Here is a 19,883-nt window from a genome sequence, read left to right as displayed (position 1 = left end):
ACGCCATGAAGCGCAAGAACCAGCGCCTGATCCTGCTCGTCATGGCGGGCCTGGCGGTGTTCGGCGCGGTGCTGCTGGCGATGGCGGCGATGCGCGACCAGGCGAGCTTCTTCTACGCTCCCGGCGACGTCGCGCGGCGCGGATTGCCGCTCGATCGGGCGGTGCGGATCGGCGGGATGGTGCGACAGGGCTCGATCCAGCGCCATCCGGACGGGGTGACGATCGACTTCACCGTCGGCGACGACACGGCGGCGACCATCCCGGTGCGCTTCACCGGCATCACGCCGGAGCTGTTCCGTGAGAATAGCGGCGTGGTGGCGGAAGGGCGGTTTCAGCCCGACGGGCGCTTCATGGCGACCGAGATCCTCGCCCGCCATGACGAGAATTACATGCCGCCCCGGCTCGGCCCGCAGGGCGACCGGCACGAAACGAACACGCTCAGATGATCGCGGAAGGGGGCCTTGCGGCATTGTGGCTGGCGGCGGCTTTGTCGCTGCTGCAGTTCTTCCTCGGCGCGGCGAGCCTGAGGCCGAGCGGTGAGAACCTCGCCGGCGCGGTCCGGCCGGTGGCGGTGGCGCAGGGCGTGCTGGCCGCCATCGCCTTCCTGATGCTGATCTGGCTGTTCCTCAGGACCGACCTTTCCGTGCAGCTGGTCGCGGCGAACAGCCATTCGGCCAAGCCCTGGCTCTACAAGTTCGCCGGCGCCTGGGGGAATCACGAAGGCTCGATGCTGCTCTGGGTAACGGTGCTCGCGGTGGCGGGCGCGATCGTCGCCTTATTCGAGCGCAAGCTGCCCAGGAACACGCTTATCGCGACGCTGGCGGCGCAGGCGGCGATCGGGCTCGGCTTCTATGCCTTCCTGCTCTTCGCCTCGAACCCGTTCACCCGGCTGACGCCGGCGCCGATCGAGGGCAACGGCCTCAACCCGCTGCTGCAGGACCCCGGTTTGGCCTTCCATCCGCCGACGCTCTATTTCGGCTATGTCGGCATCTCGATCGCCTTCTCCTTCGCGGTCGGCGCTCTCATCACGCGCGACGTCGGGCCGGCCTTCGCGCGGGCGATGCGGCCCTGGGTGCTGGGGGCCTGGATCTTCCTGACGCTCGGCATCACCGCCGGCTCCTATTGGGCCTATTACGAGCTTGGCTGGGGCGGCTGGTGGTTCTGGGACCCGGTCGAGAATGCGAGCCTGATGCCCTGGCTGGCGGCGACCGCCTTGCTGCACAGCGTGACCGTGCTCGCGACCCGCGATGGCCTCCGCGCCTGGACGGTGATGCTGGCGGTGGTCGCCTTCTCGATGTCGATGATCGGGACGTTCCTCGTCCGCTCCGGCATCCTGACCAGCGTCCACGCCTTCGCGGTCGATCCGGAGCGGGGCGCGTTCATCCTTGCGCTTCTGGTCCTTTATATCGGCGGCGCGCTCGCCTTGTTCGCGCTCCGCATCCGCACGGTGAAGGAAGGTTCGCGCTTCGATCTGGTCAGCCGCGAGGGCGCGCTGGTGGTCAACAATCTGTTGCTCACCGTCATTCTCGGCGTTGTGTTCGTGGGCACGATCTATCCGCTGATCGTCGAGGCGGTGACCGGGGAGAAGCTTTCGGTCGGGCCGCCTTATTTCAACAGCGCCGCCGGGCCGGTCGCGCTCGTCCTCGTGGCGATCATGAGCGCTGGGGCGCTGCTGCGCTGGCGGAGCGATCGGTTCAAGGCGCTCGGCAACCGGCTGGCATTGCCGATCCTGCTCAGCGCCGCGGCTCTCCTCGCGTTGATCGTCTTCGCACCGGACATCCGGCTCCTGCCGCTGCTCGGCCTGATGCTGGCGCCAGGCGTGGCGGCGGCGAGCGTCGCGCCTTTGTGGGGCCGCAATCTCCGGCGCACGCCGCTCTTCATCTGGGGCATGGTGATCGCCCATCTCGGCATCGCGGTGGCGCTGACCGGCATGGCGTCGGAAAGCGCGTTCATCCGCGAGACGCTGGTGGCGGCCAGCCCGGGCCAGACGACGCATGTCGGCCCGTTCAGCGTCCGCTTCGACAGCGTCGAGCCGGTCGCCGGGCCGAACTGGACCGCGGTCGAGGCGCGGCTGACGGCACAGCGCGGCGAGGGCGCGACCCCCTTTCAGATGGCTCCGCAGGCGCGGATGTTCTCCACGCCGCCGACGCCGACCAGCGAGGCGGCGATCGCGACCCTGTGGGACGGCCAGCTCTATATCTCGGTCGGCGAGGCGGACGAGCAGGGGCGCTGGCAGCTCCGATTGTGGTGGAAGCCGCTGGTGACCCTGATCTGGCTGGGCGGCGGCATGGTCGCGCTCGGCGGTCTGCTGGCGCTGATCGGCCGCGTGCGGCGCGAGCGCAAGGCGGCGCGGGCGAAGCTCGAGGAGGCGATGGCATGAAGCGCCGGCTGATCCTCTGGGTGCCGCTGATCGTCTTCGTCCTGATCGTCGGCTTCATCGTGCGCGGACTCTATTGGCCGGCGAGCCGGAACATCCAGTCGGCGCTCGTCGGCCAGCCTGTGCCGGAATTCACGCTTGCGCCGGGCATGCCGAACCAGCCGGGCCTGACCAGCGCGGCCTATCGTCAGGGCCAGCCGCGGGTGGTCAACATCTTCGCCAGCTGGTGCATTCCCTGCCGGGCCGAGGCGGGGCCGCTCGCCGAGCTTGCCCGGCGCGGCGTCCCGATCGACGGCATCGCCGTGCGCGACCGGCCGGAGGATCTCGCCGCCTTCCTCGCCACCTATGGCAACCCGTTCCAGGCGATCGGCGCCGATGTCGACCGGCGGGTGCAATTGAACCTGGGCTCGGCCGGCGTGCCGGAGACGTTCGTGATCGACGGCCGCGGCATCATCCGCCACCAGCATATCGGCGCGGTGATGGCCGAGGACGTGCCAAGGATCGTCGCGGCCTGGGAGGCGGCGCGATGAGGGCCTTGCTCGCCGCCGCCTTGCTGCTGCTCGTCGCGACGCCGGTGCTCGCCGATTCGCTGATGCCGGCGGCGGAATATGCGAACAGGCAGCTGCCCGATCCGCGGCAGGAGGCGCAGGCGCGGGCGCTGATGGAAACGCTTCGCTGCCTCGTTTGCCAGGGGCAGGCGATCTCGGACAGCGATGCCGAGATGGCCGGCGACATGCGCCACCTCGTCCGCACCCGCATTCGAGCCGGCGAAACGCCGGAGCAAATCCGCGACTGGCTGATCTCCCGCTACGGCAATTGGGTGACCTACGATCCGCCGGTCGAGCCCTTGACCTGGCCGCTCTGGGGCGCGCCGATCCTGCTCGTCCTGTTCGGCCTGTTCCTCGCCCGCAACCGCTTCAAGCGGCGGAAGACCTGATGGGCTGGATCACCATCCTGATCCTGGCGCTTTTGGTCTTCGCCGGCCTGTGGTGGTTCGTGCGCGACATGGCGGCACGGCAATTGCTCGGCGCGGCCCTGTTCGTCGCGCTCGCCGGCTATGCCTGGCAGGGGCGGCCTGGGCTCGCCGGAAGCCCGAAGGCGCCGCCGGCTCGCCAGCCGATGGAGGAGAGCCAGTTCGCGCAGCTCAGACAGGAGCTGCTCGGCCGCTTCGACGCGGCGTCGCGCTGGCTGACCATGGCTGAGGGCTATCAGCGGCGGGGCGACACGCGTACCGCGGTCGAGATCATTCAGGCGGGATTGCGCGAGAGCCCGCGCGACGCCGATCTTTGGGTGGGGCTCGGCAATGCGCTGGTCATCCACGCGAACGGGATGATGAGCCCGTCGGCGCAACTCGCCTTCCAGCGCGCGGCGCAGATCGCGCCGGAACATCCCGGCCCGGCCTTCTTCTATGGCCTCGCGCTCGCCCAGGGCGGCAATTATGCCGAGGCGGAGCGGGTGTGGCGGCAGTTGCTCGCCAGCGCGCCGCCGAGCGCGACCTACCGCGCCGCGATCGAGGAACGGCTGCGCGCGCTCGAGACGGCGCGGGCGCGGGGCGAGATACCGGCCGGGCCGATGCCTGCGGCTCCGGCCGATGCGAATGGCGTCGCGCCTGCGGTGCAAAACAGCCGGTAAGCAGCAGGCACTTCAAACAGGAGTCATCCCGGCGAAAGCCGGGACCCATGCACTCGGAATTGGAGAACGAGGCGAACGCAGTAACGCCTCTCCATATCGGCAGGTGCTCATAGGTCCCGGCTTTCGCCGGGATGACTCCGAAGGGTGGACCGTCAGGCCGCCTCGTACGGCAGGCCGAGCGCTTCGGCGACCGCCTGATGGCGGATCTTGCCACCGGAGACGTTGAGGCCCTCGGCCAAGTGAGGGTCCGCCCTCATCGCCGCTTCGGCGCCGAGATTGGCGAGCTTGAGCGCGAAGGGGAGGGTGGCGTTGTTGAGCGCGAAGGCCGAGGTGCGGGCGACCGCGCCCGGCATGTTGGCGACGCAATAATGGATCACGCCCTCGACCTCGAACACGGGGTCGCTGTGGGTGGTCGGACGCGAGGTTTCGAAGCAGCCCCCCTGATCGATCGCGATGTCGACCAGCACCGAGCCGCGCTTCATCGTCTTCAGCATCTCGCGCGTCACGAGCTTCGGAGCGGCCGCGCCCGGAACCAGCACGGCACCGATCACCAGATGGGCGTTCTTCACCGCCGCGGCGATCGCCGCCTTGCTGGCATAAGCGGTCTTGATCTGGCTGCCGAAAAACATGTCGAGCTCGGCGAGCCGGGCGTTGGAGATGTCGTAGATGGTGACGTCGGCGCGCATGCCGACCGCCATCTGCGCCGCGTTGACGCCCGAGACGCCGCCGCCGAGGATCGCGACCCGCGCCGGCGCGACGCCGGGCACGCCGCCGAGCAGCACGCCGCGGCCGCCTTGCTCTTTTTCGAGATAATGGGCGCCGACCTGGACCGACATCCGGCCCGCGACCTCGCTCATCGGTTTCAGCAGGGGAAGCGAGCCGTCCCTGGCGGTCACCGTCTCATAGGCGATGCAGGTCGCGCCGGAGGCCATCAGGCCCTTGGTCTGCTCGGGATCGGGGGCGAGGTGGAGATAGGTGAAGAGCAAATGCCGGGGCTCCAGCATCGCGATCTCGACCGGTTGAGGCTCCTTCACCTTCACGATCATGTCGGACTGGGCGAAGACATCGGCGGCGGTGGCGACGATGCGCGCGCCGACTGCCTGATATTCCTTGTCGGTGAAGTCGATGCCGTCGCCGGCCTTGGTTTCGACGATCACTTCGTGGCCGGCGGCGACCAGCTCGGCGACCGAGGGCGGCGTCAGCCCGACCCGATATTCGTGATTCTTGATCTCCTTGGGCACGCCGACGCGCATCTGGTCTCTCCCTAGTTCAGGCCGGTTTCCGGCGGCTCTATAACGGGACGCCGCAAGCTTGTCGCCGTTGCGGAGGCGGAAGGGCGATGCTAAGCCGCGCGCCGCTCCGGGGGGTTGGAGCGAGCGAGGAAGGCGGACGTTTACGTTCCTGACCAATGAGCGATAGCGCTGCCGCCCACACACCCGCCGCGCATGCGGCCGGGCACGAACATCATTCGGGAATCCTGAGGCTGTCGGTCGGCGCGATCGGCATCGTCTTCGGCGATATCGGCACGAGCCCGATCTACGCCTTTCGCGAGACCTTCTCCGGCCATCACCGGCTGGAGCATGGGCCGACCGAGATTCTCGGCGTCCTCAGCCTGATCTTCTGGTCGATGATGATCGTCGTGACCTTCAAATATGTCATGACGATCATGCGGGCGGACAACAAAGGCGAGGGCGGCAGCCTCGCGCTTCTCGCTTTGATCAATCGCAAGACGGAGAAGGAGCAGCGGCGCTGGACGGCGGGCATCGTCCTGCTCGGCGTGTTCGCCTGCGCCTTGTTCTATGGCGATTCGATGATCACGCCGGCGATCTCGGTCCTGTCGGCGGTCGAGGGCCTGACCACGGTCGAATCGGGCTTCGGCCCCTATGTCGTGCCGATCGCGGTCGGCATCCTGGTCGGCCTGTTCGCGATCCAGGCGCACGGCACTGCGCGGGTCGGCGCGCTCTTCGGGCCGATCATGATCCTCTATTTCATTACCATCTCGGTGCTCGGAATCATGCATATCGCAACCGATCCCGTGATCATCTGGCATACGATCAACCCGTTGAACGCGGTCAATTTCTTCCTCACCGACCGCTGGGCCGCCTTTATCGCCATGGGCTCGGTTGTGCTCGCAGTCACGGGCGCCGAGGCGCTCTATGCCGATATGGGCCATTTCGGGCGGCGGCCGATCGGCGTCTCCTGGCTGGTTTTCGTCATGCCCGCGCTGATGCTCAACTATATGGGGCAGGGGGCGATGGTGCTGGCTCAGGACGCCGCGACCGCGACCGAGACGCTGCGCAATCCCTTTTTCCTGCTCGCGCCGGAAGCGCTGCGGCTGCCGCTCGTCATCCTCGCCACCTTCGCGACGGTCATCGCCAGCCAGGCGGTGATCTCGGGCGCCTTCTCGGTGACGCAGCAGGCGATGCATCTCGGTTTCATCCCGCGGCTTCGCATCCGGCACACCAGCGAGCGGGCGATGGGGCAGATCTACATCCCGGTGATCAACTGGGCGCTGATGGTGATGGTGATCACCCTGGTGCTCAGCTTCCAGAACTCATCCAACCTCGCCGCCGCCTACGGCATCGCAGTGACCGGAGCGATGTTCATCGACACCTGCCTGCTCGCGGTGGTGCTGTTCCAGCTCTGGCGCTGGAAGCCCTGGCTGGCGATACCGATACTGGCGCTCTTCTTCCTCGTCGACCTTGCCTATTTCGGCGCCAATCTGATCAAGGTGCCGGACGGCGGCTGGTTCCCGCTGCTTGTCGGCCTGTTCGCCTTCACTTTGCTCACCACCTGGGCGCGCGGCCGCAAGCTGATGATTCTGCGGATGAACGAGGCGGCGATGCCGGCCAAGATCTTCATCAAGTCCGCCGCCGCCAGCGCCGCCCGCGTACCCGGCACCGCCGTCTTCATGACCACCGCCGCGGACGGCATCCCGCACGCGCTGCTCCACAACCTCAAGCACAACAAGGTGCTGCACGAGCGCATCCTGATCCTGACCGTGAAGATCGAGGATGTGCCCTATGTCGAGGAGGAGAAGACCTTCCATCTCGAGCCGCTCGGCGAAGGCTTCTTCCGGCTGATCATCCGCTACGGCTTCATGCAGGAGACCGACGTGCCCGCGGCGCTGGCGCGGGTCGAGGAGTGCGGGCCTCAGTTCAAGATGATGGACACCAGCTTCTTCCTCGCCCGGCAGACCCTGATCGCCAGCCCGAAGCCCGGCATGGCGATCTGGCGCGAGCATCTGTTCGCCTGGATGATGCGCAACGCCGAAAGCGCGATGGACTTCTTCAAGCTGCCGCCGAACCGGGTGGTCGAGCTGGGCTCGCAGGTCGAGATCTGAGCGCGCTCATCGTCACCGCGACCTTCGCGCCGGGCGACGATGGCTGGCTCCAGCAATTGCGGCGCAAACATTATCCGGCGGAGCGCAACCAGGTGCCGGCGCATCTGACCTTGTTCCGTCATCTGCCGCCGACGATGGAGGACGAACTCGGGCGGCGGCTCGCCATTGCCACGGCGTCGCCGCGACCGGCGGCGATCGTCGCCGGCATCCTCGATCTTGGGGGCGGAACCGCTTTCAGGGTCGAGAGCGAGGCGCTGGCGGCAATCCGGGAGGCGCTGGCCGAGGCCTTTCACGGCCTTCTGATCCCGCAGGACCAGGCGCCGTGGCGGCCGCATATCACGATCCAGAACAAGGTCGAAACGAAGAAAGCGCGGGCGTTGCAGCAGCGGCTCGCGGCCGGCTTCATACCGAGGCCGCTCGCGATCCGGGGACTAGCCGCCTGGCGCTATCGCGGCGGCCCCTGGGAGCCGATCCGGGAGTGGCCGTTCCGGCTTTAGTCGGTCTGGCCGACGCCGTCGCAATTATAGTCGAAGGCGGCGAGGCCGGCTTCGAGATGGCCGCCGAGCAGGGGCATGTCCATCAATTCGCCGAGCCGCTGCTCCGCGTCGAGCTCGCTCGCCTCGGCGAACGCCTCGTCCCATTCGCCCGCGTCATAGGTGCCGGCGCCGACCCAGGCCAAAGCGAGCGTCTCGGCGAGCTGATCGTCGGCGAGGTCGTCGAGCAGCGCCTGCACCTCCTCCTCGACGCCGTCGTTGAGATCGTCGTCCAGCACCGACAGCGCCTGATCGCCGTCGTCGTCATAATCATCGACGTCGTCGGCATCCTGCACCTCGTTCGCCGTCGGCACCTGCGCCTCCAGCTCCTTGGCGCGCAGGATCAGCCGGCAGAACGTGTCGAGCGGGGTCAGCAGGTCCATTGCGCCTCTCCTTCGAAGTTCGGAAACGTGAGGTGGGGGATGCGGTTCCCGTGGCCCCTAGAGCCACTGCGCGAACGTCCTCAGCACGTCCTCGTAGAGCTGCTTCTTGAACGGCACGATCATCGCCGGCAGCTCGGCGGGCTCGGCCCATTTCCAGGCGCGGAACTCCGGCTCGGCGGTCTGGATGTTGACGTCCGAATCCTCGCCGGCGAAGCGCATGAGGAACCAGCTCTGGCGCTGGCCGCGCCAGTTCTTCTTCCAGACCTTGCCGATGAGATCCGGCGGCAGATCGTAAAGGAGCTCCTCTGGTGCACGGGCGATCAGCTCGACATGGCGGCGGGCGATCCCGGTTTCCTCTTCCAGCTCGCGGTAAGCGCCTTCGAGCGGGTCCTCGCCGGGATCGAGGCCGCCCTGCGGCATCTGCCAGGCGTCCAGCGCGTTATCGAGCCGCTGGCCGACCCAGACCTTCCCTTCGCGGTTGAGCAGCATCACCGCCGCCGCCGGCCGATAGCCTGCGTCCTTCATCGCGCGCGCGCCGCGAGAAGCAGCTTCAGCGCCGCGACCGAGCGCAAGATGTCGCCGTCGGTGGACGGGACGGCGCGCCGCAGATTGACGAAGCCGTGCACATTGCCCACCGCCTCGATGAAGATGGTCGGCACGCCGGCCTGGACGCAGGCCGCCGCATAGGCCCGACCCTGGTCGCGGATCGGATCGAGGCTGGCGGTGGTGACGAGAGTCGGCGGCATTCCGGCCTGGCTCTTGACCAGCGGGGCGTAGCGCCAGTCGCCCTCATTGCCGGCATAGCAATCATCGAACCAGTCGATGCTGGCTTCGGTCAGCATATAGCCGGCGCCGAAATCGGCGCGGCTCGGATGGGTCGTGCCCGGATCGGCGGCCGGGTAGATCGGCCATTGGGCCAGGACGGGCACCGCCGCCGGCTCGTCGCGGAGCGAAAGGCTGGTCACGATGGCGAAATTGCCGCCGGCGCTGTCGCCGGCCAGCACCAGCCCGGAGACCTGGCGCTCCAGCGCCGCCGGACTGCCCGCGGCCCAGCGCGTCGCGGCAATCGCGTCCTCCACGCCGGCCGGGCAGGGATGCTCGGGCGCAAGGCGATAATCGACCGCGAGCACCGGCATGTCGAGCTGACGCGCCAGTTCGGCGCAGATCGGCTCGTGGGTGTCGAGATCGCCGAACACGAAGCCGCCGCCGTGGAAATAGACCAGCAGCGAGCCGGCTTCGCCGCGTTCCGCCTGGGCGTCGAACAGCCGCAGTGGGATGTCGCCGCCCGGGCCGGGGCAGGAGAGATCGCGGATCAGCGCCAGCTCGCCGGTCGGCGCGTCGGCGACGAAGCGCGAGGCGACGATCATCCGCCGCGCCTCGACCGGGCCGACCTCATAGGTTTTCGGGCCCGGCAGCGCGTTCAGATAGTCAAGGAAGAGCCGCACGTCCGGCCGCACATAGGGTTCGCTCACGGCGAGCTTCCTACGAAGCTGGAAGCGGCTCGTCCATCGCCCCCTAGGAAATCGGCCTGGCGCGGTTGTCGCGGCGAGGGTGGGGGTCTAGATTGGCTGTCCACCCCGCGAAAGGCCGACTCTTGGCGACCGCCACCCATTATCTCACGCCCGAAGAAGCCCATCATGACGAACCGCTGGAATCGGTGGTGGTCCGTTTCGCCGGCGATTCCGGCGACGGCATGCAGCTGACCGGTGGCCAGTTCACCCTCTCGACCGCGCTCGCCGGCAACGATCTCGCCACCTTCCCAGATTTCCCGGCCGAGATCCGCGCGCCGCAGGGGACGACGTTCGGCGTCTCGGCTTTCCAGATCAATTTCGGCTCGGCGGCGATCGAGACGGCGGGGGACGCGCCGGACGTGCTGATCGCGATGAACCCGGCGGCGCTCCAGACCAATGTCGCGGACCTGAAGCTCGGCGGCCTGATCATCGCCGACGAAGGCGAGTTCGGCGCGCGCAACCTCGCCAAGGCGGGATATGACGGCAATCCGCTCGACGACGACACGCTCGCCCAGTGGCGGGTCGTGCGGCTCAACATCTCGCAGCTGACCCTCGATGCGGTGAAGCCCTTCGGCCTCGGCAACAAGGAAGCACTGCGCTGCAAGAACATGTGGACTTTGGGGCTCGCGCTCTGGATGTTCGACCGCGACCGCCAGCCGATCGTCGACTGGCTCAAGGCCAAGTTCGCCAAGGCGCCCGAGCTCGCCGAGGCCAATATCGCCGCCCTCAACGCCGGCCATGCCTATGGCGAGACGGCGGAGATGGACGGCCATGTCCACCAGCACAGCATCGCGCCGGCCGCGGCCGAGCCGGGCCTTTACCGCACGGTCACCGGCGCCGAGGCGATCTCGCTCGGGCTCGTCGCGGGCGCGAAGCTCGCCGGGCTGCCGATGTTCTTCGGCGGCTATCCGATCACCCCGGCCTCGGCGATCCTCCACCATCTGTCGCGCCTCAAGGAATATAATGTCACCACCTTCCAGGCGGAGGACGAGATCGCGGCGATCGGTGCGTCGATCGGGGCGAGCTTCGCCGGCTCGCTCGGCGTTACCTCCTCGTCCGGCCCCGGCATCGCGCTCAAGACCGAGGCGATGGGCCTCGCGATCATGACCGAGCTGCCGTTGGTGATCATCAACTCGCAGCGCGGCGGTCCCTCGACCGGCCTGCCGACCAAGACCGAGCAGTCCGACCTTTATCAGGCGGTCTATGGCCGCAACGGCGACGCGCCGCTGCCGGTGATCGCCGCCCGCTCGCCCGCCGACGCTTTCGATTGCGCGATCGAGGCGTGCCGGATCGCGGTCCAGTATATGACGCCGGTGATGCTCTTGACCGACGGCTATATCGCCAATGCCGCCGAACCCTGGAAAGTGCCGGACATGGCCGGCTACGCGCCGTTCCCGGTCGCGTTCCACGACGAACCGCCGGGGGAGGGCGAGGCGGTCAATCCCTATGCCCGCGACGGCAAGCTCGCCCGGGTCTGGATCAGGCCGGGGACGGAGAAATTGATGCACCGGATCGGCGGCATCGAGAAGAACGTCGGCACCGGCCATATCGACTATTCCCCCGACAACCATCAGGCGATGACCGACATCCGCGCCGACAAGGTGCTCGGCGTCGCCCGCTCCTGCCCGGACCAGGAGGTCTGCCTCGGCGAGGCGGGCGGCAAGCTGGCCGTCGTCGGCTGGGGCTCGACCTTCGGGCCGATCCATCAGGCCGTTCGCCGCGCCCGCAAGCGGGGACTGGACGTCAGCCACATCCACATCCGCCATATCTGGCCGCTTCCAGTGAATCTTGATGATCTTCTAAAGTCTTACGACCGGATCATCGTGCCGGAGATGAACAAGGGGCAACTCAAGACCCTGCTCCGCGACCAGTATCTGGTCGACGCCCGGCCGGTGACCAAGACCTCCGGCCAGCCGTTCAAGATCGCCGAGATCGAGGCGGCGATCGGGGAGGCGCTCCGATGAACCCGCCCCGCCTGATCCCGCTGGTGCTGATGCTGATCGTCGTGCTGGCGATCATCTACTACATGCGTTGAGGATTGATCCATGACCGAGATGGTCAAGCTGACCCCCAAGGATTTCGCCACCGATCAGGAGGTACGCTGGTGCCCCGGCTGCGGGGACTATGCGGTGCTGAAGGCGGTGCAGCGGACGATGCCGGACCTCGGCGTCGATCCGGCGCGGACGGTGTTCGTCTCCGGCATCGGCTGCTCGAGCCGCTTTCCTTATTATATGGAAACCTACGGCTTCCACACGATCCACGGCCGGGCGCCGGCGATCGCGACGGGGGTGAAGCTCGCCAATCCCGATCTCGACGTCTGGATCATCACCGGCGACGGCGACGCGTTGTCGATCGGCGGCAATCACACGATGCACCTCATCCGCCGCAACCTCGATTGCCAGATATTGCTTTTCAACAATGAGATTTATGGTCTTACGAAAGGCCAATATTCTCCGACATCACGGGTCGGCACGCGCTCGCCCTCGACGCCGTTCGGCTCGGTCGACCGGCCGGTTCGCCCCTGCGCCTTCGCATTGGGCTCGTCGGCCCGCTTCGTCGCCCGCGCGATCGACGTGCACAAGAATTTGCCGGACGTGCTCAAGGCCGCCCACGCCCACAAGGGCGCCGCCTTCGTCGAGATCTTCCAGAACTGCATCGTCTACAATGACGACGTGTTCGCACCCTTCACCGCCAAGGAGAATGCCGGCAAGCAGCTCTGGCTGAAGGCGGGCGAACCGATGCTGTTCGACAACGGCGCCAAGGGCATCGCCCTCGACCGGGAAGCGCTGAACCTCACGGTCGTCGATGTGGTCGAGGGAGACTGGCAGGCGGCCGATGTCATCGTCCACGATCCGGCCAACAAGGCGGTGGCGCATATGCTGATCGACATGCCGATCGGCAGCTTCCCGATGGCGCTGGGCGTCATCTACGACGATCCCCGCCCGACCTTCGAGAGCGCTGTGCGCGAGCAGAATGCAGCGGCGGCGAAGGGCAAGCCCGCCGACCTGCAGGCGCTGGTCGCCAAGGGCCAGACCTGGCAGGTCGGCAAGGAGCCGCGGGAGATTTAGCGTGCGGGCGGCGTCATGACGTCACCGGACGCTCGCGGCCTCCACCTCGTCCAGGCCGATCGCGGCTTCGCGACAGGGGGCGGGCTGATCTCACGACTGTTTGCCGGCGGTTTCTCGCGACTGCTCGATAGGATCGACGCGGGCCTGGCGCAGGGCAGGATTGAAGCGACGCTGCCGGACGGTGCGACACGAACGCTCGGCGGCCGGGACGACGGGCCCGTGGCCATTGTGCGCTTGCACGACTGGCGGGCACTCGTCCGGCTCGCCGTCTCGGGTTCGGTGGGCTGGTACAAGGCCTGGGCGAAGGGCGAATGGTCGAGCCCTGATCCGGTGCCGCTCTTCGATCTGTTCGCGCGCAACGCCGCCCCCCTGGGCAATGCCGGTCGCGCGAAGGGGCCGTGGCGCCTGCTCAATCGCCTCGCCCACGCCCTTCGCCACAACGACCGGGCGCGGGCGCGGACGAACATTGCCCATCATTACGACTTGGGGAACGATTTCTACGCGGCCTGGCTCGATCCGGGCATGACCTATTCCAGCGCTGTCTTCGCCGATCCGGCCGCGCCCGGCGAGCCGCTGGAGGAGGCGCAGGCGCGCAAGAACCGGTTGCTGCTCGACAGGCTGGACCTGAAGCCGGGCCAGCGGCTGCTCGAGATCGGTTGCGGTTGGGGCGGCCTCGCGGAGCTGGCGGCCCGCGATTACGGTGTGCGGGTTGTCGGCCTGACGCTGTCGGAAGAGCAGAAAGCCTATGCGGAACGGCGCCTGGCGGCCGCCGGCTTGGCCGACCGGGTCGAGATAGCGCTCACTGACTATCGTGACGTCATGGCGTCATTCGACGCGGTCGTCTCGGTCGAGATGGTCGAGGCGGTCGGCCAGGCCTACTGGCCAGATTACCTCGCCGCGATCGCCCGCGCGTTGAAATCAGGGGGTAAGGCCGCACTGCAACTCATTTCGATGCGAACGGAATTGTTCGACGCCTATGCGGCAAACGCCGATTTTATCCAGACCTACATCTTTCCCGGCGGGATGCTGATCGAGGAGGAGCGCTTCGCCCGGCTCGCCAGCGAGGCGGGCCTCGAGTGGACTGATCGCCAGGGCTATGGCCGTCATTATGCCGAAACGCTGCGGATCTGGCGTGAGCGTTACGATGCGGCGATCGCCGAAGATCGACTGCCGCCGGGTTTCGTAACCAAGGTTAACGATCTCTGGCGCTATTATCTGATGTATTGCGAGGGCGGATTCCGGGGCGGCGGCATCGATGTCGCCCAAATCACGCTGATCCGGCGTTGAATCGCGCGCCATACCGCGAAGTATGGCGTTTCTTGCCGAAAAGCATGACCGGCGGTATGGCCGGGGCGATGACCATACCATATCGTACGGTTCGGCCCCGTGCCGGCTAAGAAGCCGCTCGCCATCTTCCGCCGCCAGGATTGGGTCGATCTCGCGGTCAAGACGCTGCGGCTGGAGGGGCCGGCGCGCTTCACGGTCGATCATCTGTGCCGGCGCGCGCACCGGACGAAGGGATCATTCTATCACCATTTCAAGGGGATAGAGGAACTGACCGGCGCGGTCGCAAGGGCCTGGGCGGAGGCGGAGAGCGAATCGGTTGGGCGTGCCGCATCGGTCGGCAGCAAGCCCCTGGAGCGTCTCCGGGCGCTGCTCGCGCTCACCGAGACGGCCGATCATCGGCTCGAAAGAGGGGTGCGCGCGCTGACCCTCAACGATGCCGAGCTGAGCGAGATTGTCCGCAAGGCCGATGACCGGCGCGAGCTGGTGACGACGACCCTGTTGGCGGCCGCATACGGCATCAAGGGAGCCGAAGCGCACGCTTTCGCCCGCCTTTTTCACGCCATTCACCTCGCCGCGCCGCTGCGATCGCCGGATGACGCCGCCGGCTTCGCGAAGCCGCCGTCCGGCGCGCTGCTGGCGATTTTGCAATCAAACTTTCCGACCGGTTAACGAGGAGGCTTCAACCGTTAACGGCGATTAACCGGCCATTTTCGAAGTCGCTTTCGAGCAGGTCGAGAATGGCGTCGGCGACCGCCGCCGGCGGCTTCAGCGTTGCTGGATCTTCGCCCGGAAAGGCGCGGGCGCGCATCTGGGTCGCCGTCGCTCCGGGATCGACGATCGCGGCGCGAATGCTTGTGATATTTCCGACTTCCTGTGAATAGCTTAGAACGAGATTCTCAAGCGCAGCCTTGGATGAGCCATAGCCCCCCCAATAGGCGCGCGGGGCCTGTCCGACGCTGGAAGTGACGGCGATCAACCTGGCCCCGTCGCTTCGTCGCATCAGTCCATCAAATGCAGCAATCATAGCCTGTTGTGCTAGGACATTGAGGGTCAATATGCGGTTATACTCCTTGCCGTCGATCTGCGCGACGGCCCCCAACGTCCCGAGCATCGCGGCATTGAGCACCAGAATGTCGAGCTTGTCCCATCGTCCGGCGATCGCGCTCGCCAACCGGGCGACGCTGTCGCTTTCGGTCAGATCGAGGGGCGCGATAGTCGCCGATCCGCCGCTGGCGTGGATCCGGTCCTCGATCGCCTCGAGCTCGGTCGCAGTGCGGGCGGTGAGGACGACATGGGCGCCGGCGCCGGCCAGCGCTTCGGCGGTCGCCGCGCCGATCCCGCGGCTCGCTCCGGTGACCAGAGCGAGCCTGCCGTCGAGCAATCCCGTCATCAGGCGTAGCGCTCGATCGGAATGAGCTGGCCGCGCTGCTCGGAATCGTCATGATCGGTCAGCGCGGTCGGATAGTCGCCGGAGAAGCAGGCGTCGCAATGGCTGGGGGCGTGAACATCGCCGGCAACATCCCCATGGAGATCGCGGCCGGGTTCGCCGAGCGCGCGGTAGAGGCCATCGATCGACACGAAGGCGAGGCTGTCGGCGCCGATATATTGGTTCATCGCCGCGACATCCATGCGGGCGGCGAGCAGCTTGGTCCGCTCCGGCGTATCGACGCCGTAGAAGCAGGAATGGCGGGTCGGCGGGCTGGCGATCCGCATATGGACCTCGGTCGCGCCGGCCTCGCGCATCATCTGGACGATCTTGAGGCTGGTCGTGCCGCGCACAATCGAATCGTCGACGAGGATCAGCCGCTTGCCCTTGATCAGGGCGCTGTTCGCATTGTGCTTCAGCTTGACGCCAAGGTGGCGGACCTGATCGCCGGGCTGGATGAAGGTGCGGCCGACATAATGCGAGCGGATGATGCCGAGCTCGAACGGAATGCCGCTTTCCTGCGCGTACCCCAATGCCGCCGGCACGCCCGAATCGGGCACCGGCACGACGAGGTCGGCCTCGACTCCGCTCTCGCGCGCCAGCTCGGCGCCGATCGCCTTGCGGACGGTGTAGACCGAGGCGCCGTCGACGATCGAATCCGGCCGCGAGAAATAGACATGCTCGAAGATGCAGGGCCGGGGTCGGGCCGGAGCGAACGGCCGGTGGCTCTCGACGCCGCGCTCCGAGACGACGATCAGCTCGCCGGGCGCGACGCTGCGGACATAGGTCGCGCCGATCACGTCGAGCGCCACCGTCTCGGAGGCGAAGATGGTCGCCTCGCCCAGCTTGCCCATGACCAGGGGCCGGATGCCGAGCGGATCGCGGCAGGCGATCATCCCTTCCTCGGTCAGGCAGACCAGGCTGTAGGCGCCTTCGACGTGCTTCAGGGCATCAATGAAGCGATCAAGCAGCGAGCGGTAGCCGGAGGTGGCGACGAGGTGGATGATGACCTCGGTATCGGAGGTCGACTGGAAGATCGAGCCGCGGGCGTTGAGCTCGCGGCGCAGCCGCATCGCGTTGGAAATGTTGCCGTTATGGGCGACCGCGAAGCCGCCCGTGGCGAGCTCGGCGAACAGGGGCTGGACGTTGCGCAGCGCCGAGGCGCCGGTGGTCGAATAGCGGACATGGCCGATCGCCGAGCGGCCGGCGAGGGCGCGGATGATCTCGTCCTTGTCGAAATTGCCGGCGACATGGCCCATGGCGCGGTGGCTGTGGAAGCCGGCGCCGTCGAAGCTGGTGATGCCCGCCGCCTCCTGGCCGCGATGCTGAAGGGCGTGGAGGCCGAGCGCGGCGACCGCGGCGGCGGTCTCGATGTCCCAGACGCCGAACACGCCGCACTCTTCGCGGAGCTTGTCGTCCTGAAATGGATGAGTCGTCAGCATGAGAATCCCGGCGCGCTGGCGGTCATATAGGAGTCACGGGCCGGCTTGTCGCCCCCGTCCACGCGCCTTGTCGAATGCTTGACGTTAACGTAAAGTGCGCCTAGGCGGCGGGCGATGTCGCAAACCGCGCTCCACGCCGATTATCGGGCCGACGACCGCAGCGCGCGCACCTACACGATCACCCAATTGTGCGACGAGTTCGGCGTTACCGCCCGGGCGTTGCGCTTTTATGAGGATGAGGGCCTGATCGCGCCGCGGCGGGAAGGCCTGACGCGGGTTTACAGCTGGCGCGACCGGGCGCGGCTCGCCTGGATCCTGCGCGGCAAGCGAGTCGGGTTCAGCCTCGCCGAGATCCGCGAGATGATCGATCTTTACGATGTCGACGACGATCGCGCCTCGCAGCGGCGGGTGACGCTGGAAAAATGCCGGGGCCGGGTCGATCTGCTCAGGAAGCAGAAGGTCGACATCGACGCCACGATCGAAGAACTTGAACGCTTCATCGCGATGGTCGAGTCGGCCTGAGAGCCGCGCCGTCCGACGCGAGTCCGAGGGAGGGAAGCCATGCCCAGCTACACCGCGCCGGTCCGCGACACGCGCTACGTCCTCGAGCAGATATTGGGGATCGAGCGCTACTCGAACCTGCCCGGCTTCGAGAATGCGACGCCGGACGTGATCGAGGCGATCCTGACCGAGGGCGGCCGCTTCGCGAGCGAGGTGCTGCACCCGCTCAACCGCTCGGGCGACGAGGAAGGCTGCACCCGCCATGCCGATGGCAGCGTGACGACGCCCAAGGGCTTCAAGGAGGCGTACGACCAGTTCGTCGCCGGCGGCTGGACGACGCTTCACTCGCCCGAGCAATATGGCGGGCAGGGGCTGCCCTCCGTCCTCGCCACCGCGGTCACCGAATATCTGCTCTCCGCCAACCAGGCGTTCGAGATGTATAACGGCCTGACCCAGGGAGCGATGGCCTCGATCCTGGTCAAGGGCTCGGACGAGCAGAAGCAGACCTACCTGCCCAACATGGTCGCCGGCAAATGGACCGGGACGATGAACCTGACCGAGCCGCATTGCGGCACCGATCTCGGGCTCATCAAGACCAAGGCGGAGCCGCAGGCCGACGGCAGCTACCGGATCAGCGGCACCAAGATCTTCATCTCGGCCGGCGAGCATGACCTCGCCGAGAACATCATCCACCTCGTCCTCGCCAAGATCACCGGGGCGCCGGACAATGTGAAGGGCATCAGCCTGTTCATCGTCCCCAAGTTCATCGTGAACGACGATGGCTCGCTCGGCGAACGCAACGGCGTCTCCTGCGGCTCGATCGAGCACAAGATGGGCATCCACGGCAATTCGACCTGTCTGCTCAACTATGACAATGCGACCGGCTATCTGGTCGGCGAGCCGGAGAAGGGGCTGGCGGCGATGTTCATCATGATGAACGCCGCCCGGCTCGGCGTTGGCCTGCAGGGGCTGGCGCAGGGCGAGATCGCCTATCAGAACGCGGTCGCCTACGCGAAAGAGCGGCGGCAGGGTCGGGCGCTGCGCCCCGAGGAGCGCGAGGCCGACGCCAAGGCCGACACGATCATCCACCATCCCGACGTGCGCCGGATGCTGATGGAGGCGCGGGCCTTCAACGAGGGCGCCCGCGCCTTCGTCCTGTGGGGCGCGCTCCAGGTCGACATCAGCCGCAAGGCGCAGACCGAGGAGGAGCGGATCGCCGCCGACGACCTGCTCGGCCTGCTCACGCCGGTCATCAAGGGCTATCTCACCGACAAGGGCTTCGACGCGGCGGTCAACAGCCAGCAGGTGTTCGGCGGCCACGGCTATATCCGCGAATGGGGCATGGAGCAGTTCGTCCGCGACGCCCGCATCGCCCAGATCTACGAGGGCACGAACGGCGTCCAGGCGCTCGACCTGGTTGGCCGCAAGCTGCCCAAGGACGGCGGCCGCGCGATCCAGGCCTTCATGAAGATGGTCGGCGAGGAAGCGGCGGCGGGCAAGGGCTCGTCCGACACGACGGTGGCGGCGCTCGCCGCGGCGCTGGAGCGGGCCAATGGCGACCTCCAGACCGCATCGATGTGGCTGACGCAGAACGCGATGACCAACCCGAACAATGCCGGCGCCGCCTCCTACAATTACATGCACATCATGGGCATCGTCTGCCTCGGCCTGATGTGGCTCCGGATGGCGAGCGCGAGCAGCGCGGCGCTGGCGGCCGGCGCGGAGGATGCCGATTTCCACCGCAACAAGCTGATCACCGGCCGCTTCTTCGCCGACAAGATCATGCCGGAAAGCAATGCGCTCAGGCGGAAGATCGAGACCGGGAGCGAGAGCCTGATGGCGCTGCCGATGGAGGCGTTTTAGGGCGCCGTTTCGGCAAGCAGCCAATCGCGGAACGCGGTTATCGCCGCGTTGAGCGGGCGCGACTTGAGCCGCGTCAGCCAATAGCCGTCGCCACCGGCTTCGATCGCGAAGGGCTGGGCGATGTCGCTATCGGCGAGGACACGTGAGAACAGCCGGGCTGGTGCGAGCGCGACGCCGTGGCCGCGCCGCGCCGCTTCGACCATGAGCGCTGCGGAATCGAACACTGGCCCGCGCAGGCGCGGCGGCTCCAGACCGGCGGCGCGGAACCATAGGGGCCAGTCGTCGATGCGATAGGAGCGGAGCAAGGTTTCGTGGGCGAGATCGGCGGGCTCCTTCAGCCGCGCCGCCACGTCCGTCGCGCAGAGCGGGGTGAGCGGCGCGTCGAACAGCTTGTCCGCCTCGGTGCCGTGCCAGGCGCCGTCGCCGAAGCGGATCGCGAAATCCAGGCCTTCCTCGGCGATGTCGACGCGGTTGTTGTTGGTGGAGAGGCGCAGGTCGATTTCGGGGTGCGTGCGCT

The 19,883-nt window shown here is 67.2% G+C and carries 20 protein-coding genes; 13 read left to right on the top strand and 7 right to left on the bottom strand.

Going from position 1 to position 19,883, the window contains the following annotated elements:
- Positions 1-5 precede the first annotated feature (5 nt).
- Genes ccmE through ACT4N3_RS01695 form a run of 5 tightly spaced genes read left to right on the top strand, consistent with a single transcriptional unit; the run spans position 6 to position 4,009 of the window.
- Positions 6-446, top strand: a complete 441-nt coding sequence (ccmE, locus tag ACT4N3_RS01715; protein ID WP_444853480.1) for a cytochrome c maturation protein CcmE — start codon at positions 6-8, stop codon at positions 444-446.
- Entirely contained in the window at positions 443-2,380 is a 1,938-nt protein-coding gene (locus tag ACT4N3_RS01710; RefSeq protein ID WP_444853479.1) for a heme lyase CcmF/NrfE family subunit, read from the top strand. The genes ccmE and ACT4N3_RS01710 overlap by 4 nt, the downstream gene beginning before the upstream one ends.
- A complete protein-coding gene (locus tag ACT4N3_RS01705; protein WP_444853478.1) occupies positions 2,377-2,907 on the top strand; it encodes a DsbE family thiol:disulfide interchange protein in 531 nt (176 codons plus the stop codon). Before ACT4N3_RS01710 ends, ACT4N3_RS01705 begins: the two co-directional genes overlap by 4 nt.
- Positions 2,904-3,314 (top strand): cytochrome c-type biogenesis protein, encoded by a 411-nt coding sequence (locus tag ACT4N3_RS01700; protein WP_444853477.1) that lies wholly within the window; start codon positions 2,904-2,906, stop codon positions 3,312-3,314. Before ACT4N3_RS01705 ends, ACT4N3_RS01700 begins: the two co-directional genes overlap by 4 nt.
- Positions 3,314-4,009 (top strand): tetratricopeptide repeat protein, encoded by a 696-nt coding sequence (locus tag ACT4N3_RS01695; protein ID WP_444853476.1) that lies wholly within the window; start codon positions 3,314-3,316, stop codon positions 4,007-4,009. Before ACT4N3_RS01700 ends, ACT4N3_RS01695 begins: the two co-directional genes overlap by 1 nt.
- Before the next feature lie 152 nt (positions 4,010-4,161).
- Here ACT4N3_RS01695 and ald read toward each other — a convergent pair whose 3' ends face one another.
- Positions 4,162-5,262: an alanine dehydrogenase gene (gene ald, locus ACT4N3_RS01690; protein ID WP_444853475.1), complete on the bottom strand. Its 1,101-nt coding sequence runs from the start codon at positions 5,260-5,262 to the stop codon at positions 4,162-4,164.
- A 155-nt stretch (positions 5,263-5,417) separates the two neighbouring features.
- On the opposite strand from ald, the gene ACT4N3_RS01685 reads away from it, so the two are divergent.
- Together ACT4N3_RS01685 and ACT4N3_RS01680 are read left to right on the top strand one after the other, a co-directional pair.
- Positions 5,418-7,352: a potassium transporter Kup gene (locus tag ACT4N3_RS01685; protein WP_444853474.1), complete on the top strand. Its 1,935-nt coding sequence runs from the start codon at positions 5,418-5,420 to the stop codon at positions 7,350-7,352.
- A gap of 56 nt (positions 7,353-7,408) precedes the next feature.
- Entirely contained in the window at positions 7,409-7,849 is a 441-nt protein-coding gene (locus tag ACT4N3_RS01680; protein WP_444853473.1) for a 2'-5' RNA ligase family protein, read from the top strand.
- Here the strand turns inward: ACT4N3_RS01680 and ACT4N3_RS01675 are convergent.
- The 3 genes from ACT4N3_RS01675 to ACT4N3_RS01665 are packed head-to-tail and all read right to left on the bottom strand — an operon-like array spanning position 7,846 to position 9,740.
- Complete coding sequence (locus ACT4N3_RS01675) at positions 7,846-8,268, bottom strand: DUF3775 domain-containing protein (RefSeq protein ID WP_444853472.1); 423 nt, start codon at positions 8,266-8,268, stop codon at positions 7,846-7,848. The genes ACT4N3_RS01680 and ACT4N3_RS01675 overlap by 4 nt on opposite strands.
- 57 nt (positions 8,269-8,325) lie before the next feature.
- Positions 8,326-8,793: an RNA pyrophosphohydrolase gene (locus ACT4N3_RS01670; protein ID WP_444853471.1), complete on the bottom strand. Its 468-nt coding sequence runs from the start codon at positions 8,791-8,793 to the stop codon at positions 8,326-8,328.
- Positions 8,790-9,740, bottom strand: coding sequence for an alpha/beta hydrolase (locus ACT4N3_RS01665; RefSeq protein WP_444853470.1), 951 nt, complete (start codon positions 9,738-9,740; stop codon positions 8,790-8,792). Before ACT4N3_RS01665 ends, ACT4N3_RS01670 begins: the two co-directional genes overlap by 4 nt.
- Before the next feature lie 122 nt (positions 9,741-9,862).
- Here ACT4N3_RS01665 and ACT4N3_RS01660 point away from each other — a divergent pair, with 122 nt between their 5' ends.
- The 4 genes from ACT4N3_RS01660 to ACT4N3_RS01645 all read left to right on the top strand — a co-directional run bounded on the left by ACT4N3_RS01660 (position 9,863) and on the right by ACT4N3_RS01645 (position 14,803).
- Entirely contained in the window at positions 9,863-11,743 is a 1,881-nt protein-coding gene (locus ACT4N3_RS01660) for a 2-oxoacid:acceptor oxidoreductase subunit alpha (protein WP_444853469.1), read from the top strand.
- A gap of 81 nt (positions 11,744-11,824) precedes the next feature.
- The gene (locus ACT4N3_RS01655) at positions 11,825-12,847 is read left to right on the top strand and encodes a 2-oxoacid:ferredoxin oxidoreductase subunit beta (protein WP_444853468.1); all 1,023 of its coding nucleotides are present in this window, start codon (positions 11,825-11,827) and stop codon (positions 12,845-12,847) included.
- 15 nt (positions 12,848-12,862) lie between these two features.
- On the top strand, positions 12,863-14,134 hold the full coding sequence (locus ACT4N3_RS01650; protein ID WP_444853467.1) for a class I SAM-dependent methyltransferase: 1,272 nt from the start codon (positions 12,863-12,865) through the stop codon (positions 14,132-14,134).
- Positions 14,135-14,233: 99 nt separating this feature from the next.
- Positions 14,234-14,803, top strand: a complete 570-nt coding sequence (locus ACT4N3_RS01645; RefSeq protein WP_444853466.1) for a TetR/AcrR family transcriptional regulator — start codon at positions 14,234-14,236, stop codon at positions 14,801-14,803.
- Positions 14,804-14,813: 10 nt separating this feature from the next.
- Here the strand turns inward: ACT4N3_RS01645 and ACT4N3_RS01640 are convergent, their stop codons facing one another.
- Positions 14,814-15,524 (bottom strand): SDR family NAD(P)-dependent oxidoreductase, encoded by a 711-nt coding sequence (locus ACT4N3_RS01640; RefSeq protein ID WP_444853465.1) that lies wholly within the window; start codon positions 15,522-15,524, stop codon positions 14,814-14,816.
- On the bottom strand, positions 15,524-17,002 hold the full coding sequence (gene purF, locus ACT4N3_RS01635) for an amidophosphoribosyltransferase (protein ID WP_444853464.1): 1,479 nt from the start codon (positions 17,000-17,002) through the stop codon (positions 15,524-15,526). The genes ACT4N3_RS01640 and purF overlap by 1 nt, the downstream gene beginning before the upstream one ends.
- 114 nt (positions 17,003-17,116) lie before the next feature.
- Between purF and ACT4N3_RS01630 the strand changes: the two genes are divergently transcribed.
- Positions 17,117-17,524: a MerR family transcriptional regulator gene (locus ACT4N3_RS01630; RefSeq protein WP_444853463.1), complete on the top strand. Its 408-nt coding sequence runs from the start codon at positions 17,117-17,119 to the stop codon at positions 17,522-17,524.
- A 39-nt stretch (positions 17,525-17,563) separates the two neighbouring features.
- Complete coding sequence (locus tag ACT4N3_RS01625) at positions 17,564-19,366, top strand: acyl-CoA dehydrogenase C-terminal domain-containing protein (RefSeq protein ID WP_444853462.1); 1,803 nt, start codon at positions 17,564-17,566, stop codon at positions 19,364-19,366.
- Here the strand turns inward: ACT4N3_RS01625 and ACT4N3_RS01620 are convergent.
- Positions 19,363-19,883, bottom strand: a 521-nt coding sequence (locus ACT4N3_RS01620; RefSeq protein WP_444853461.1) for a LysR substrate-binding domain-containing protein, incomplete at its 5' end; no start/stop codon positions are given. The two genes, ACT4N3_RS01625 and ACT4N3_RS01620, sit on opposite strands and share 4 nt — an antisense overlap.

Origin of the sequence: Sphingosinicella sp. (assembly GCF_052388015.1) — a bacterium.
Classification (GTDB): Bacteria; Pseudomonadota; Alphaproteobacteria; order Sphingomonadales; family Sphingomonadaceae; genus Allosphingosinicella.
Note: the sequence above shows the minus strand (reverse complement) of the source record. Positions and strands in the feature narration are given on the sequence as shown.